The organism is Leyella lascolaii, assembly GCF_900079775.1.
GTDB classification, from domain to species: Bacteria; Bacteroidota; Bacteroidia; order Bacteroidales; family Bacteroidaceae; genus Prevotella; species Prevotella lascolaii.
The window spans coordinates 613,351-629,497 of record NZ_LT556038.1 but is presented as its reverse complement, the minus strand read 5'-3'; the positions used below and the strand labels follow the sequence as shown (position 1 = coordinate 629,497).

Below are 16,147 nucleotides of genomic sequence, written 5' to 3'. Positions count from 1 at the left end.
TTTAATATTGATAAATAAGCACAAGATGAATATGGAAACACGGATTTCTTTCTCGGTAATAATGCCGACATTCAATCAGTCATGGTTCATACGCAGGGCTATAGACAGCCTGTTCAAACAGACATACACAAACTGGGAACTGATAATAGTAAACGACGGCTCCACGGATGAGACTGAGACGTTTATCACCGACTATATGAATGACAGGCGTGTGAGGTACATCCGCAACGCATATAATACCGGACTCGGACATGCCTTGAATCAGGGACTCGATGTGGCGCGCTACGATCATATAGCCTATCTGCCTTCAGATGATTTCTATTTTGACAACCATCTCGAAAGTCTCAGCCGTGCCTTTTCCGGCAATGATGAGCTGTTCCTTGTGTATTCGGGTGTAAGATACGAATCACGCGACTCTCTGTTCTATAGTCCGGATGTGGAGAGCAAGGGACTCCGCCGGGGCAATTGCCTGCAACTTGTTCAGACTGCTCACAGAAAAACTGCTCACAGATGGCTTACGCGTGACGAATATGTCACCGAGGATCTATACCAGATGTTCTGGGGACGTGTGTCCGGAGAAGGCGCATTCGGTCGTACTGATGAGATAACATGTTTTTGGACACAACACCCGCACCAACGGCACAAAATCACAGGCGAACGTTATGGCGGTGGGCTTAACAAATATCGCCTTTATTATAAGGTGAAGAATCCCATCCGCATGAAAGTCTCAAAACAGAAGTTCATTGACGAAGGTTCTTTCTATTCCCGCTACAGAAAGGAATGCGTGCTTTGTGAGCGTCCCTTGAAAATACTTCTTGTAGGCGAACTTGCGTACAATCCTGAACGCATATATGCTCTGGAAGAGGCAGGACATAAACTCTATGGTCTGTGGGACACATCACCGGTGTTTTCTTTCTCTACAGTAGGACCGTTGCCGTTCGGGCATGTTGAGGACATACCTGAAGACGGATGGCTTGAGAGAGTACGTCAGATAAAGCCGGACATTATCTATGCCATGCTCAACTTCGGAAGCGTTCCTTTTGTGTGGTCGGTGATGCGGCAGTGCCGGGATATTCCTTTCGTGTGGCATTTTAAGGAAGGTCCTCATCTCGCATTACGTCAGGGCAACTTCGAGAAACTCATGTGGCTTTACCACAATGCCTCAGGGCGCATATTCCTCAACGAGCCTGTGAAAAGATGGTTCTCTCAGTTTCTTCCGCCTTCGTCCGCACCCACGCTGTGTATGGACGGAGACCTGCCGAAGAAAGATATTTTCAAAGACTGTTTCTCACCGAAACTGTCAGACACCGACGGATGCATACACACTGTAGTGACCGGACGAATGATTGGCATCTCCGGGTCACAGCTGGCGTGGCTTGCGAAGCATGACATACACGTGCATCTCTATACCGAGAACTACTTTGACGACCGTGAGCGTGAGAATATCAGCCGTTATCGCATCGCTCCTCATCATTTCCATGTCCATCCTCATGTGGCGTCCGACCGCTGGACGGAAGAGCTGTCAAAATATGACGCGGGATGGCTTCATTGTGCCAAGAGCTACAATAATGGTAATATGTTGCATACCACATGGGACGACTTCAACATTCCGGCACGTGTATGTACCTATGCCGCAGCCGGATTGCCTGTCATCATACCACGTAACAAAGGACATGTGCTTGCCGTGAACGAGGTTGTGGGGGCAGCTGGAGCTGCATTGTTCTATGATGACTATGACGAGTTGCTTGCCAGTCTTAAGGATGAGATAACTCACCGTACGCTCACGGCAAACATGCTGGCAAACCGTATGCGGTTCTCTTTCGACTATCACGTTAATGAGTTAATCAACTTATTCATAAATGCCATAGACTATAAGGCATGCGGAAAATGAAGTTTCTCAAACCGGAGATATTGGAGCTTTGAAAAGAAATTACAGTCGGAGGAAAATGCAAAGCACACTGTTGATGAGAATTGCCAATACAGTAATGGCGAATTATGATAACACGGAAAAGGTGGGTCTGTTTGATGGGAAAATGGGGCTATGTCTGTTTTTCTATAATTGTTCGAGGTATACGGGTTGTGAGTATTATGCAAAAACAGCATCCGTCCTGCTTGACGAAGTGTTCATGAGTCTTAACCCGTCAATGTCTCCAAGTGTGACTGATGGAGTGGCAGGAATAGGATGTGGCATTGTGAGTCTGCTGCACGACGGTTTTGTCGAACCGGAGGGAGAGGACATATTGGGGCATGTTGATGCTGTTCTGTTGAGAGACATGCCGGATAAATTCCTTATAGAAGACAATTATCCTGCTCCGCTGTTCTCACCAGGAATATACCTGTCATACAGATTGAGGTTTTATCCGGAAGGTTTAGATGTCGGCTGTGCAGATGATTTAATCTCATTGGTAAAAGACAATCTGGAGAAATGCCATGACAGCAATACGGCACTTCATCTGTCTTTCATCAATTCCATTGTGTTTGTCTGCAACATGTTATGCGCTACAGACAGCTCATTCACAGCAAAGACAGGAGAAATAAGACACCTGTGTGATTTGGGTATGGAACAGTCGGTTTCAAACAAGAGATACAGGTATTGTGACCTTGTAACTTTCGAGAAATTAAATCCGGACAATCGTTATGGCATTGTGTTAAATGAAAAGAAACGGGTGGAAGGCAACATCAATGCGCTCGATTTATGGTATGATTACGGATGGTGGAACATTCTGTATGACATGTCGTTATATAAAACAGATACAGACAAGTATATCAATTATGTAAATAAGAAGATGATGGATTGTTTTTATGATATAAGCAATGTGAATCAGAAACTTGCCGCCGCAGGCATGTATTTTATAAAAAACAGACTACCTTTATAAAATTATATTATGATTATGAGAAATTTATTTGTATTGCCCGTGTTCGTCATTACTGCGTACGGATGCGGGACTCTGAAAATGCAGCGTGTTGCCATGGACAATGAGACAGTAAGAACGAATCCAGATAAATCCGGAAACTATGTCTCAGTTTCCCCGGCACACTCAACGGCACACCGGTGAATGTGATATATAAAGTACCGATAATATTTACTGAACGTAAGAAATAAACACAAGAAAAATGTTGAAAAAAAAGAAGATAACACGTATGAATCTCATTGGACTGCGGCAGAGCTATGTTGTCCTGTCCGACGGAGAGCAGAGAGAACTGGTAGGCTGCGGCAGCGGCACGTTCAATGATCCGTATACTAAGGAGGAGTTTTGGGGAATGATGGCAGACCTCAACCACCCATGGACGGGAGGATATGTCATGGGGATGGGATATTTCATGCCGGAGTGGAACATTTATTATAGCAGCACAAATAACTGCAGTTCCGCAAACAACAATGTCATATCCTTTTTCGATGACGCATCTTCAATCTATCGTAATCTTTATGGAGCATATGAAGATGCCGTGAACACGGTGACTGATGCAGTGAACGGATTCACGCTCAATTTCTCGGTAAAGAAATATCTTTTCGATATGATAAAAGGGTGTGAGATGGGGAAGACTGCTCAAGGATATATTCGGTTCACAAAAGCAGCATTTAAAGGATGTGGTATAACGGGAGTTGCATTGTCAGCAGCACGGACTTTGAATGATCCGTCACCTAAGAACATCGTAAATACTGCGATTACAGTAAGTGCAACCGTTTTAGGTCCGGGAGGAACGGTTGTTTTCACCATTCTCGACATGAGCGGCACGGTAGATTACGTATCAGAAAAGATAGCCGAAAAAATAGAGGAATATATGTAATACAGAAACATATAAATAATGAAAAGGTTTATCATAAAACTGTTCGCCTCACGTTATCATTATTGGGTATTCTGGAAAAAAAGAGAGAGGATGCATATTCTAGAACCTTCTTATTCATATCCTTTACGTTTACTTTATTGGAAACGAATTTAGATATACTTACAGGTGGACATCTTTTCTATTTTATAGTTGTTAAGATAGGTGGGTGGGCTATATTCATAGCACCGTTTGTAGGTATAGAGGTCAACTATCTCCTTCTTAAACGGATGTTTCCTGTGAAAAGGATAGACCTTGCCGAACGACGGCTCACAAAGACAGAATATTATATATATCACACAATATTCATTGTATTAGAATACGGTAACCTATTCTTGTTATTCTACTTATGTCGTCTTGCGGCAAAAATGTAGAGACTCATGTATAAAAGCAGGGAGGATATATAATACAGATATTAAATATAATGAAAAGGTTTATCATAAATATAATAGCAGCACATTATCACTATTGGCTGAGGGTACAGAAAAGAAATCATAGCCCGCATATTGATACATATTATAATATTGCTTTAGTGTTAACCTTAACGGGTATGAATCTGGACCTGTTTGCAGGCGGACTTCTTTTATATATAACACTTAAAATAGGTTGGTTAACACCGATAATAGCTGTAGTGGTGAGTGTTGAGATTATCAGACGTCTGCTTAAGCGTATATTCCCGGTAAGATGTGTCGCCCTCGTTGAGCGCAGACAGACTAAGGCGGGATATTATCTCTATCACTCGTTCTTTTTTTTGTTGCTATATGCCAATCTTATTTTGTTTTTCTGTATAGCGCGCTATGCGGTAAAAACGAACAGGTTCTTTACGGTATTTGATGTAATGAATTTAATAATATAGGAAATGCCTGCATGTACTGCCCGGAAACAAATAGGCAGATTTGTTCTGAATTAATAGACGTAAATAATTCTGTCTTAAAAACAGCATACGACTGACATTAAAGAAAATAATGGCAGTAAACTGTCGTTATTGGGTCGGCAGAGGTGAAATAAAAACTTGATGAATATATGTAATGCAGAAACATATAAATAATGAAAAAGTTTATCATAAAACTGTTCGCTTCAAGCTACCATTACTGGGTCTGGAAACAAAACCTCCTTTCAAAAATAACGAAGTATTGGTTGTCGCCTTTGTCAGGTATTCATGGGCTTTGTCAGAATCCTGTAACTTAATCACGTTTTTGGCTTGTTACTCAACTGTTGTCGTTTTGCCGGTTCATTTTGGACCTTCTATCAGTACAACTCCAAACGTTTCCAGATGTTCTTGCAGTATTTTATCTGCTATTCTGTATAAGTATCTCATTTTATGAAACATTTCTCTCCAAGATAATGGTTGTTATCTATACATACCGTCGTTGTTTTGTGTTTTTGCGCCGGAACGCTTTGTGTTTCTGCGCTTGTTTGCTTTATTCTTTTGTGCTTGTTTTATTTTGAACTATTGTGATTGGATACTGATATTCTTATGATGACTTATTGTTTGAATCATCCCAATCCTTTCGCTATTGTCCTTAATTTCCTCACATGCTCTGCATTCATGCCGTACCGGATATGTTTTTGAGAAAACGATGGCGGTCGCCACCACGGTTTTTGCATTGTATATACTCAAGGTCGCACGTACGCTTTCCTCCCTTTTGCCGGGCAGGACGGAGCGTGGGTGAACTTATCCCGGTGTTGTCCGCCAATGTAAAAGCAGAAGACAGGCAGTCTGACAAGCGTGCGGTATCAGTCTGAACTGTGATGCGTTTCGACGTAATCATGAATCGTTCATGTCTCGTTTTCCTTTCACGCCGTTCTGTTTTCTGAACTGGTTAGGTGTCATTCCTGTCATTTTCCTGAACACCCTGTTGAAGTGCGGCACATCGTTGAATCCGCTTTTGTAGCAGCATTCCGCCACGGTGTATTTCTTAGACATCAGCAGGTCGCACGCCTCACGCACTCTTCGTTTTGTGAGATAGCTGATGATGGTTGTGCCGGTATGCCGCTTGAATGTCGAGCAGACAATGCTGCGGTTCATCTTCATGTGCGCGGCAATCATGTCAATGGTGATGTCCTTCGGGAAGTTACAGTTAATGAAAGTCTTTATTTGCTTGGCTTTCTCTGCCGGTGACGAGTCTTTCAGATGGTGACGGGCATATGTGAGGTCTCTGCTTTTCAGTATTGCGGTCAGCAGAAATATCAGTGTGCTCATTCTTTCAGCCGCAGTCTCATCCTCCATTCTTCTTAGGCATGCGCCTATAAATTCACTGTCTTTGTTGCCGAACATGACCGATTTGTCCATGCGTCCGTACCGCTCTGCAAGCACATTATATTCGGGGAAGAGCCGTGCGAGCCGTTCGGGCAGGTCTGCGGGATATATTATTGTGATGTTCTCTATGTTGCCCTCGCTGTCGGTGTCGTCTGGATTGAATATCCACTGGTGCGGCATACCGGGAACAATCAGCCATATTTCCCCTGCCTTGAACTTCTCGCATGTGTCGCCGATGATGCGTTCGCCGCTGCCGGTCAGATTATAAACCATGGCTATCTCGCTGTGAATTTCTTCTTCGTTCTTTCAGGTTTTGTCATCGGATATGCCTATGACGACCGCTGGGACAGGATGACTGTATGGAGCTTCTTCAAGCGTCGTGTCATAAGACTGCATCCTATGGTTGTTTACGGTTGCGCCTTCGGTGCGCTTATGTTTTATTTCACGGGATGTCAGGATAAGTTCCCTCTTGTCGACCAGACTCCATGGTGGATGCTGATACTTGTCTTCCTGTGGTGCTGCACCATCGTTCCCATGCCCGCTTCGTGGGACATACGCGGATGGGCTGAGACCAATCCGCTGAACGGACCGGTGTGGTCTTTGCAATGGGAGTATCTTGCCAATATTCTTTATGCGCTTGTCATACGCAGGTTTACAAAACTTTGGCTCACGGTATGTGTGGTGGCTTTTCGGTGTGATGACGCTGCTTCTTTGTCTCAATGTAGACTGGCTGGGAGTGTGGGAAAACCGCACGGCTGAGGCTTTCACTGTGATAGGCGGATGGAGTCTGTCGCCGGACCAGCTCCTTATAGGCAGCACCCGACTGCTTTATCCGTTCTTTGCCGGACTGCTTCTCTCTCGCGCAAACAGGCTCATAAAGGTGAGAGGAGGCTTCTGGCTGTGCTCGGCACTGATAGCCGCAGTCCTCGTGATGCTGCGTGTGGGAGGTACGGACAGTTTATGGATGAACGGAGTTTATGAGGCTGTTGTCATATTGCTGCTGTTCCCCTTTATTGTATCCGTGGGAGCGGGAAGCCGCATTACAGGTCGCTCTTCTGCCGTATGCCGGTTTTTCGGAGAGTTGTCCTATCCGCTTTACATCACCCATTTCCCGCTGGTATATCTTCAGAAGTCGTGGGTTTATTATCATCCCGACGCGCCGCTGTCTACACATGTGGCTGTGGCTGTGTGTGTTTATGTTATGGCAGTGGCAAATGCATGGGCTGCATACAAGTTGTACGACCTGCCTGTAAGGTCGTGGCTGAAAGCCAGACTCTTCCCCGCCAAGGAAAAGAGTCGCCGGTAGTGTGGCGGGCTGTTCGTGTTCAGCCGTCGCACATCGTCGCGCCTTGCATGCCGTTTCATTCATGCCGCTGTCTCGCAATCCGGGCTGACGTGTCTGAAAAATTACTTTATGGAAAAGGAATGTGTGCTTTTGCGCCGCTTCCCCACATTGCGCCACGTCTGACGTCTGTGCCATGAGCGTGGCTTTTATGGCGTATAGCAGGGTATGTCTTTTTCTCCCGAACAGGATTATGTATGACTTTTGGAGATGAATACACGTCATTACGCCATGCTCCTTTTCATGCTTTCGGTTTTTCTATGTGTCACATATATTGTTATATATAGTATGTTATTTCATTTTATATGCACTTAAACCGTCTGTTTTGAAATGTTTTTTGTATATTTGCATTCAGTGTGAAAGAAACGCATTCGGGTTCTTTCATTGTTTTGCATGTATGATATGCGGCTCATTCTGCTGCATTCTTTATTTAAGATAATATATTTCAGACATGATGAATACACTTAATACAAAAACAACATTTGCAAAAAATGTAGCCTATCCCGGGCTGCTTGTACTTATCATTTTATCGCTGGTGGCGGCTTTTTTCCCTGATACGGTCAACACGGCATTGACAAACATACAGGACAGCGTATACAGACACATGAGCTGGGTCTATATACTTCTGGTGTCGTTTTTTGTCATCTCTCTGCTTGTTCTGACGTTCAGCAAGATGGGGAATATACGTCTTGGGGCAGACAACTCCGAGCCACAGTACTCCTTCTTCTCATGGATATCCATGCTCTTTGCCGCAGGCATGGGCATAGGACTGATGTATTTCGGTGTTGCCGAGCCCATGTCACACTATGTATATCCCGCTCTTCCCGAGATTGCGAACCATGCCAAGGACGCGCAGCTCGCCACATTCTTCCATTGGGGAATACATGCTTGGGCGATATTTGCCGTGATGGGGCTTGTCCTTGCATATTTCTCATTCCGCTATAAACTGCCTCTCAGCATCCGCAGCGGGCTTTATCCCATTCTGGGTGACAGGATACACGGTTGGATAGGCGACGTTGTCGACATCTTCGCGCTGGTAAGCACGTTCTTCGGAATATCCACCTCGATGGGCTTCGGAGTCATGCAGCTCAATGCCGGACTTGTTCATCTGGGCTTGCTGCGCCATTCCGACTTCCTTTTCCAGTGCGCCATCATCATCGTTGTCAGCGCGCTGGCGATAAGCTCTGCCGTTGCCGGAGTGAACAAAGGGGTGAAACGGCTCAGCGAGATAAATATCGGTGCGGCTATAGTGATGCTGCTTTTCGTGCTGTTTCTTGGTCCCACCACGTTTCTCCTGAGCGCTTTCCTTGAGGGAGTGGGCAATTACATAGAGAATTTCGCCACCCTCACGTTCAACACCTTCGCCTTCGAGAAGGCGGGCAGAGGATGGTTCACCAACTGGACTGTGATGTTCTGGGCGTGGTGGATAAGCTGGGCGCCGTTCGTGGGTCTGTTCATCGCCCGCATATCAAAGGGGCGTACCATCCGCGAGTATGTGCTGGCGGTGCTGCTGGTGCCGTCATTGTTCATCTTTCTTTGGATGACTGTGTTCGGCAACGGAGCCATCTGGATGGACCGGAATGTTGTGGGCGGAGCGTTGAGCAGGCTCGTGGACAATCCCGACATCCTGCTGTTCTCCTTCTTCGAGAGCTTCCCCATGGCTAAGGCAATTTGCGTGCTGGCTGTAGCGATGATTGCCATCTTCTTTGTCACATCGGCTGATTCGGGCATCCTTGTCATGAACAGCATCTCCACATCCAATCATCCTCACTCGCCCAAATGGCAGAACGTGTTCTGGGGAGCGTTGATGGCAATCATCACGATGGCGCTCATCTATGCCGGCGGACTGAAGTCGCTTCAGACCATGACGCTCATCTCCGCCTTGCCATTCGGCTTGATTATGCTTGTGCTCTGTCTGTGCCTGTTCAAGGCTTTGCGCACCGACGGACTCTACAATTCCGCCCACATGCCTTACGGAAGCAGGACATGGAACGGTGAGAACTGGCAGCTGCGCCTGCGGCAGATTGTCACCTTCCATAAGAAAAGCGACATAAAGCGTTTCTTCAGAGACAATGTGGAGCCGGCGTTCAGCGAACTTCAGACTGAGTTCTCGAAGTATGGCATACAGGCAGACATACTCAGAGGCAGGAAAGGACCGCTTTCCATAGAGCTGAACATCCCTCATGAGCGCATACGCAATTTCCGTTATGGCGTCACTACAGAGAAGCAGCGCATATCCGATTATCTCATAGATGAGGACAACACACCAGATGTCGATGACGGTATGCAGTATGTCCCCGTCACCTATTATACCGACGGACGCGCGGGAAATGACATACAGTATCTCAGCAAAGAGGAGATTACGGCAGACGTGCTGCGTGAGTACGACCGTTATATAAGCATCATTGCCGACGAGCGTAACGCCATGGTGTTTGTTGACAAGAAACGATAACATCTTCCGTGCTGCTGCCATCATATGGTTTCCTGCTTTATCTGAATGTGGTATGCCGCATCTTTTTTACCCGAACAGGTCATTAGACATCCCTTCATAACTCATACTGCTGTCAGCCGGATTGTCTTCAGCTTTATTGAATATGTGGCGGGCTGCACTGTGAAAAAGCGAAAGACAGGATGGCGGCAGCAGTGCGGAAGAAGGATGAAGGGCTGACGATAAACCTTGGATGTATATTCAGCGTTCTATTGACCGATTGAGGTTTAAAGACAAAACCCGTATGTCTGTCACCGGCATGTGATACTGCTGACGGCAAATCGCCGCTTTTGCATAAATATGCGGATATTGTCATGTGTATGCATATTTATATGTTGTCAACCTCGCGAGAATCGTGTGTTTTCGTTCAAAAGCATTTCCTGCCGGAAATACGCGGGTTTTAAGCGGTTTTCGCAATGCTTTGATATACAGCCGTTTACGTGGTATGGTCAGATTGTCGCGCCTTTTCCGTGTCACCGAACGGGCTTTATTGACTTGCGGAAGAGGCTGTTTGGCGGTGCGATACGGTCTTTGTCATGGTGCCGGACGGGCTTTCCTGGGGTGCCGTAAGGCATGTTCGGGCTTTCCGAACGTGCTCCGCTGTTGCTCCGGCAGTGTTTTTCGGGGTGTCCGTAACGTCATTATGGGGGTATGGAGCGGTGTACGGCGGTTTTCCGTAAGCTGTTTCTTGAAAAACGGTTGTCAAAATATTTTACTTCCGCACAGTGCATAAATATGCGTTTCCGCCGTCTTTTTGCTGGCGATAGAAGCTGCGTCAGCGTTGCGGAAGAGGAATGAGCGGTTGGCAGTCAGTTCAGAACGGTTGCTCTGGCGGTATGATGACCTGTTCGGATCAAGGCGTGCCAATATACGTGCGTGCCCTTCGACGGGCTGTCTGAGGAGCGCCGCAGGAGGCACATGTGTGCTATTCAGCCGGTCGGTATATTGCACAAAAAACCTTCGAATGTGCGTTATTTTCTTCTTGATTGTAATATTTTACGTCATTTTGTTGTTAATTTGATTGTTTTGCAGAATAAATAATGACGGTTTGTTTGTTCTTTACACAAAAACTGACTACCTTTGCAACCGGACCGTCCGTGATATGGCATACCGTCCGGCATGCCGGAGTGGTGAGGCTCACGGATGTGTCCGTCATTTTTATTTTATAGCCGTGCCGCCGCATCGGAGATTTCCGCGTAGCGCGGCATGTGGCAGGAAGGGAGAACAGATATGAAACACAAGTTGAGAAGCTCAGTATGTACAGAGGGCAGGCGCATGGCGGGAGCCAGGGCACTGTGGGTCGCCGCCGGCATGAGGCGGGAGCAGTTCGGAAAGCCCGTGATAGCTGTGGTGAACTCGTTCACACAGTTTGTGCCGGGACATACGCATCTGCACGAAATCGGACAGATAGTGAAGAAAGAGATAGAAAGCATGGGCTGCTATGCCGCCGAGTTCAACACCATAGCCATCGACGACGGCATTGCCATGGGACACGACGGTATGCTCTATTCGCTTCCGTCGCGCGACATCATCGCCGACTCCGTGGAGTATATGGTGAACGCGCATAAGGCTGACGCCATGATATGCATATCCAACTGTGACAAGGTGACACCGGGCATGCTCATGGCTGCCATGAGGCTCAACATTCCCACCGTCTTCTGCTCCGGAGGACCGATGGAGGCAGGACGGTGGCGCGGTGAGAACGCCGACCTCATCACTGCCATGGTGAAGGGTGCCGACCCTTCGGTGAGCGACGAGGAGATGAGCCGTATAGAGGAGTGCGCCTGTCCGGGATGCGGAAGCTGCTCGGGCATGTTCACCGCCAACTCCATGAACTCGCTCACGGAGGCGATAGGACTCGCCCTGCCGGGCAACGGCACGGTTCTCGCGACGCATGCCAACCGCGTCAGACTGTTCCGCGACGCTGCCCGTCTCATCGTGAGAAACGCGCTGGCATACTATGAGGACGGCGACGAGGGCGTATTGCCGCGGAGCATCGCCACACGTGCGGCTTTCCTCAACGCCATGACTCTCGACATAGCAATGGGCGGAAGCACCAACACCGTGCTCCATCTGCTTGCCGTGGCAAACGAGGCTGGGGTGGACTTCAGCATGAAAGACATCGACCGTCTAAGCCGTAAGGTGCCCTGCCTTTGCATGCTCGCGCCCAACACTCAGAAGTACAGCGTGCAGGAGTGCAACCGTGCGGGAGGCATACTCGGCATAATGAACGAGCTGGACAAGGGCGGACTGGTCGACTCCTCGGTGAGGCGCGTCGACGGAATGACGCTCGCCGGAGCGATGGCGAAATATGACATCACTCGCGGTGATGCCGATGCTGAGGCTCTGCGCATCTACCGCAGCGCGCCCGGCAGGCGGTTCTCCACCGTCATGGGTAGTCAGGACAGCGAGTGGGAGACGCTCGACACCGACCGCGTCTCAGGATGCATACGCTCTCTGGAGCACGCCTACACCAAGGACGGGGGGCTTGCGGTGCTCTTCGGCAACATCGCGCAGGACGGATGTGTGGTGAAGACTGCCGGCGTGGACCCTTCGCTGTGGAAGTTCAGCGGTCCGGCGCGGGTGTTCGACTCGCAGGAAGAGGCGTGCGACGCCATACTGGGTGGAAAGGTGAGAAAGGGCGACTGCGTGGTCATCACACACGAGGGACCGAAGGGCGGACCGGGCATGCAGGAGATGCTCTATCCCACGTCATACATCAAGAGCATGCATCTCGGCAAGGAATGCGCGCTCATCACCGACGGCAGGTTCTCCGGAGGGACAAGCGGACTGAGCATCGGACACATATCGCCTGAGGCTGCCGCAGGGGGCAACATAGGCAAGATTATGGACGGTGACATCATCGACATCGACATACCTTCGCGCTCCATAAACGTGCGCCTCACCGATGCCGTGCTGCAGGCGCGCCCGCAGAGACCATTGAGACGCACCCGCGAGGTGAGCCGCGCGCTGAAGGCATACGCACGGAGCGTAAGCTCGGCGGACAAGGGAGGAGTGAGATTGATAGATTAGAAACAATGGGCTGGCGGACGGAAGCCGTTTCCATCACACTCCGCGCGGCTCAGTAAAAAGGAATATAAATGTCAAAGGAAATTATAACAGGAGCGGAGGCGCTCATGCGCTCGCTGCAGAACGAGGGGGTGAAAACCATCTTCGGCTATCCCGGCGGAGCCATAATGCCGGTTTTCGACGCTCTTTACGATTATACAGTAGGCGACAGACATGCCTTCAACCATGTGCTCGTGCGCCACGAGCAGGGGGCTGCCCATGCCGCGGAGGGATATGCCCGCGTGAGCGGTGAGGTGGGCGTGTGTCTGGTCACGAGCGGTCCCGGCGCCACGAACACTCTCACCGGAGTGGCTGACGCCATGATGGACTCCACTCCCATAGTGGTCATAGCGGGACAGGTGGGCGTAAGCGCGCTCGGCACGGACGCCTTTCAGGAGGTCGACCTCGTGGGCATAGCGCAGCCTATATCCAAATGGAGCTATCAGATAAGACGCCCCGAGGACATTGCGTGGGCTGTGAGTCAGGCGTTCTACATAGCCCGTTCGGGACGTCCCGGACCTGTGGTGCTCGACTTCCCGAAGAACGCGCAGGTGGGAACAACGGAGTGGAAGCCGGTCAAGGTGACGTCAGTGCGCAGCTATGAGCCTTACCCCAAGCTCGACGACGGGGCTGTGGCGCGTGCCGCCGCACTCATCAACTCTGCCCGCCGGCCGCTCGCCCTCGTGGGACAGGGCGTCGAGCTGGGCGGCGCGCATAACGAGCTGGTGGAGTTTCTTGAGAAAGCCGACATACCGGCGGCGCGCACGCTGCTCGGACTCTCGGCTTTGCCGTCGGGCCATCCGCTCAATATGGGCATGCTCGGCATGCACGGCAGCTATGCGCCAAACGTCAAGGAGCAGCAGTGCGACGTGCTCATTGCCATCGGAATGAGGTTCAGCGACCGCGTGACGGGGCGTCTCGACACCTATGCCCGACAGGCTAAGATAATACATTTCGACATCGACAACGCCGAGATAGACAAGAACGTGAAGACCGATGTGGCGGTTCTGGGCGACTGCAAGATGTCGCTGCCTGCCGTGACAAGGCTGCTCGAGAAGAACAGTCACCGTGAGTGGATAGACAGTTTCCGCCCGCTCGCCGACGAGGAGGACGCCCGTGTCATACAGCCTGCCATACATCCGCACGACGGTCCGCTGCTTATGGGCGAGGTGGTCAATGCCGTGGCTGAGGCGACAGGCGGCGACGCGGTGCTCGTGAACGATGTGGGGCAGAACCAGATGTTCTCGTGCCGTTACTTCAGATACAACTCCAAGCGGAGCGTCGTCACCAGCGGCGGACTCGGCACTATGGGGTTCGGACTGCCGGCGGCTGTGGGGGCGACGTTCGGGACGCCTCATCGCACGGTGTGTCTTTTCACAGGCGACGGCGGATTCCAGATGAGCATACAGGAGCTCGGCACCATAATGGAACAGCAGGCACCCGTTAAGATAATACTGCTCAACAACAGTTTTCTGGGCAATGTGCGCCAGTGGCAGTACATGTTTTTCAACAGACGATACTCCTTCACACACATGCTCAACCCCTCTTACGAGCACGTCTGCCGGGGATATGGCATCCCTTACGCCGTCGTTACGGAGCGTGACGCGCTGCACGACGCTGTCGCACGCATGCTCTCGACGCCCGGACCTTACGTGCTCGAGTGCGCCGTGAGGGAGGAGGACAATGTCCTGCCGATGACGCCGCCGGGCTGCAGCGTCGACGAGATGCTCCTTGAAATAAAATAACTATCAACAGGAAGGAAATGGAGAAAAACTTATATACATTGCTTGTTTATTCTGAGAACCTCGCCGGAATACTCAATCAGATAACCTCTGTGTTCACGCGCTGCCAGATAAACATAGAGAGTCTCAACGTGTCGGCGTCGAGCATACGCGACATACACAAGTACACCATCACGGCGTGGAGCGACGAGGAGCAGATACAGAAGATAACAAAGCTCATCGAGAAGAAGATAGACGTGGTGAAGGCTGACTTCTACCGCGACGACGAACTGTTCATCCATGAGGTGGGACTCTACAAGATATCCACTCCGAAACTGCTCGACAATCCGGAGATATCGCGCACCATACGGAGGCACGGGGCGCGTATGATGGAGGTGAACCCTACTTACAGCACCGTGCAGTATGCCGGACTGACCGAGGATGTCACCGACCTTTATTATTGTCTGAGCAAGTTCGGATGTCTGCTGCAATACAGCCGCTCGGGCAGGATAGCCGTGACAAGGAGCTTCGACGAGCCTGCGGCTGACTATCTTCACAGGCAGAAATACAACGACGACAATGGAAATGAAGAGTAAGATAGGTAATTATGATTTTCTGGTGGAGCCTTTCCACTGCGATTTCTCACACCGTATGTTCCTCGGACATCTGGGAAACAGTCTGCTCAATGCAGCCGACTTCCACTCCAACGACAGGGGATTCGGCATGAACTGTCTCAATCCTTTACACCGCACATGGGTGCTCTCGCGCCTCGTGATGGAGATGGAGCGCATGCCGGAGGCTTACGACACCATCACCGTAAGCACATGGGTGGAGAGTGTGAAACGCTATTTCACAAGCCGCAACTATGTCGTGAGGGACAGCGGCGGACGGCTGTGCGGATATGGAAGGAGCATATGGGCGATGATCGACACCGTGACGCGGCAGCCGGTTGACATAATGGCTGTGCGCGACGGACTCATTGTAGGGTATGTCGACGATGTGACGCCGTGCCCCATAGAGCCGCCATCGCGCGTGAAAATGGACGCCGTGGCTGAGCCGGTGCGTACCATCGAGGCTCGCTACAGCGACGTTGACGTGAACGGACACTTCAACAGCGTGAAATATATAGAGCATATCCTCGACCTGTGGGACATTGGGTGGTATCGCAGCAACGACATACGCCGCATCGACATTGCCTATGTTGCGGAGGCATACATGGGCGACCGGCTCAACATTTATCTTGAACAGACCGGTGAAAGTGAGTATTGCGTGCGCGTGACAAGGCTCTCCGACGACGCGGAAAAGGAGTCGGAGACATGCCGTTGTAAGATTAAATTTGTGAAAAAGTGACAGAATATTTGGCTGATAGCTTATAAATTGCTATATTTGCCACCCCCGTTTGATTAAATAATATAATAAACCGTGGCCTTCGGGTTGCATAA

At 49.7% G+C, this 16,147-nt stretch carries 13 protein-coding genes; 10 read left to right on the top strand and 3 right to left on the bottom strand.

What is annotated here, in order from left to right:
• The first annotated feature begins 25 nt into the window (after positions 1-25).
• From BN4609_RS08410 to BN4609_RS08400, 3 genes are all read left to right on the top strand, one after another.
• Positions 26-1,891, top strand: coding sequence for a glycosyltransferase family 2 protein (locus BN4609_RS08410; RefSeq protein WP_241033229.1), 1,866 nt, complete (start codon positions 26-28; stop codon positions 1,889-1,891).
• 73 nt (positions 1,892-1,964) lie between these two features.
• Positions 1,965-2,876, top strand: a complete 912-nt coding sequence (locus BN4609_RS08405) for a hypothetical protein (protein WP_164071615.1) — start codon at positions 1,965-1,967, stop codon at positions 2,874-2,876.
• A gap of 238 nt (positions 2,877-3,114) precedes the next feature.
• On the top strand, positions 3,115-3,789 hold the full coding sequence (locus BN4609_RS08400; RefSeq protein ID WP_068856179.1) for a hypothetical protein: 675 nt from the start codon (positions 3,115-3,117) through the stop codon (positions 3,787-3,789).
• Between the two features lie 149 nt (positions 3,790-3,938).
• Here the strand turns inward: BN4609_RS08400 and BN4609_RS16515 are convergent, their stop codons facing one another.
• From BN4609_RS16515 to BN4609_RS08380, 3 genes are all read right to left on the bottom strand, one after another.
• Positions 3,939-4,124: a hypothetical protein gene (locus tag BN4609_RS16515; protein WP_164071614.1), complete on the bottom strand. Its 186-nt coding sequence runs from the start codon at positions 4,122-4,124 to the stop codon at positions 3,939-3,941.
• Positions 4,125-4,435: 311 nt separating this feature from the next.
• Positions 4,436-4,564, bottom strand: coding sequence for a hypothetical protein (locus tag BN4609_RS17080; RefSeq protein WP_262503283.1), 129 nt, complete (start codon positions 4,562-4,564; stop codon positions 4,436-4,438).
• A 1,029-nt stretch (positions 4,565-5,593) separates the two neighbouring features.
• Complete coding sequence (locus BN4609_RS08380; RefSeq protein WP_068856169.1) at positions 5,594-6,358, bottom strand: AraC family transcriptional regulator; 765 nt, start codon at positions 6,356-6,358, stop codon at positions 5,594-5,596.
• A gap of 12 nt (positions 6,359-6,370) precedes the next feature.
• Here BN4609_RS08380 and BN4609_RS17180 point away from each other — a divergent pair, with 12 nt between their 5' ends.
• The 7 genes from BN4609_RS17180 (at position 6,371) to BN4609_RS08340 (ending at position 16,055) form a co-directional block, all read left to right on the top strand.
• Positions 6,371-6,844, top strand: coding sequence for an acyltransferase family protein (locus tag BN4609_RS17180; protein WP_068856167.1), 474 nt, complete (start codon positions 6,371-6,373; stop codon positions 6,842-6,844).
• Positions 6,762-7,391, top strand: a complete 630-nt coding sequence (locus tag BN4609_RS17175) for an acyltransferase family protein (protein WP_306455823.1) — start codon at positions 6,762-6,764, stop codon at positions 7,389-7,391. The genes BN4609_RS17180 and BN4609_RS17175 overlap by 83 nt, the downstream gene beginning before the upstream one ends.
• 487 nt (positions 7,392-7,878) lie before the next feature.
• Positions 7,879-9,879, top strand: coding sequence for a BCCT family transporter (locus BN4609_RS08365; protein ID WP_068856163.1), 2,001 nt, complete (start codon positions 7,879-7,881; stop codon positions 9,877-9,879).
• Positions 9,880-11,145: 1,266 nt separating this feature from the next.
• Positions 11,146-12,948: a dihydroxy-acid dehydratase gene (gene ilvD / locus BN4609_RS08355; protein WP_068856159.1), complete on the top strand. Its 1,803-nt coding sequence runs from the start codon at positions 11,146-11,148 to the stop codon at positions 12,946-12,948.
• Positions 12,949-13,016: 68 nt separating this feature from the next.
• Entirely contained in the window at positions 13,017-14,729 is a 1,713-nt protein-coding gene (gene ilvB, locus BN4609_RS08350) for a biosynthetic-type acetolactate synthase large subunit (protein WP_068856158.1), read from the top strand.
• A 17-nt stretch (positions 14,730-14,746) separates the two neighbouring features.
• The gene (gene ilvN, locus BN4609_RS08345; RefSeq protein WP_021992527.1) at positions 14,747-15,301 is read left to right on the top strand and encodes an acetolactate synthase small subunit; all 555 of its coding nucleotides are present in this window, start codon (positions 14,747-14,749) and stop codon (positions 15,299-15,301) included.
• Positions 15,285-16,055, top strand: a complete 771-nt coding sequence (locus tag BN4609_RS08340; protein ID WP_068856156.1) for an acyl-[acyl-carrier-protein] thioesterase — start codon at positions 15,285-15,287, stop codon at positions 16,053-16,055. The genes ilvN and BN4609_RS08340 overlap by 17 nt, the downstream gene beginning before the upstream one ends.
• The last annotated feature ends 92 nt before the right edge of the window (positions 16,056-16,147 follow it).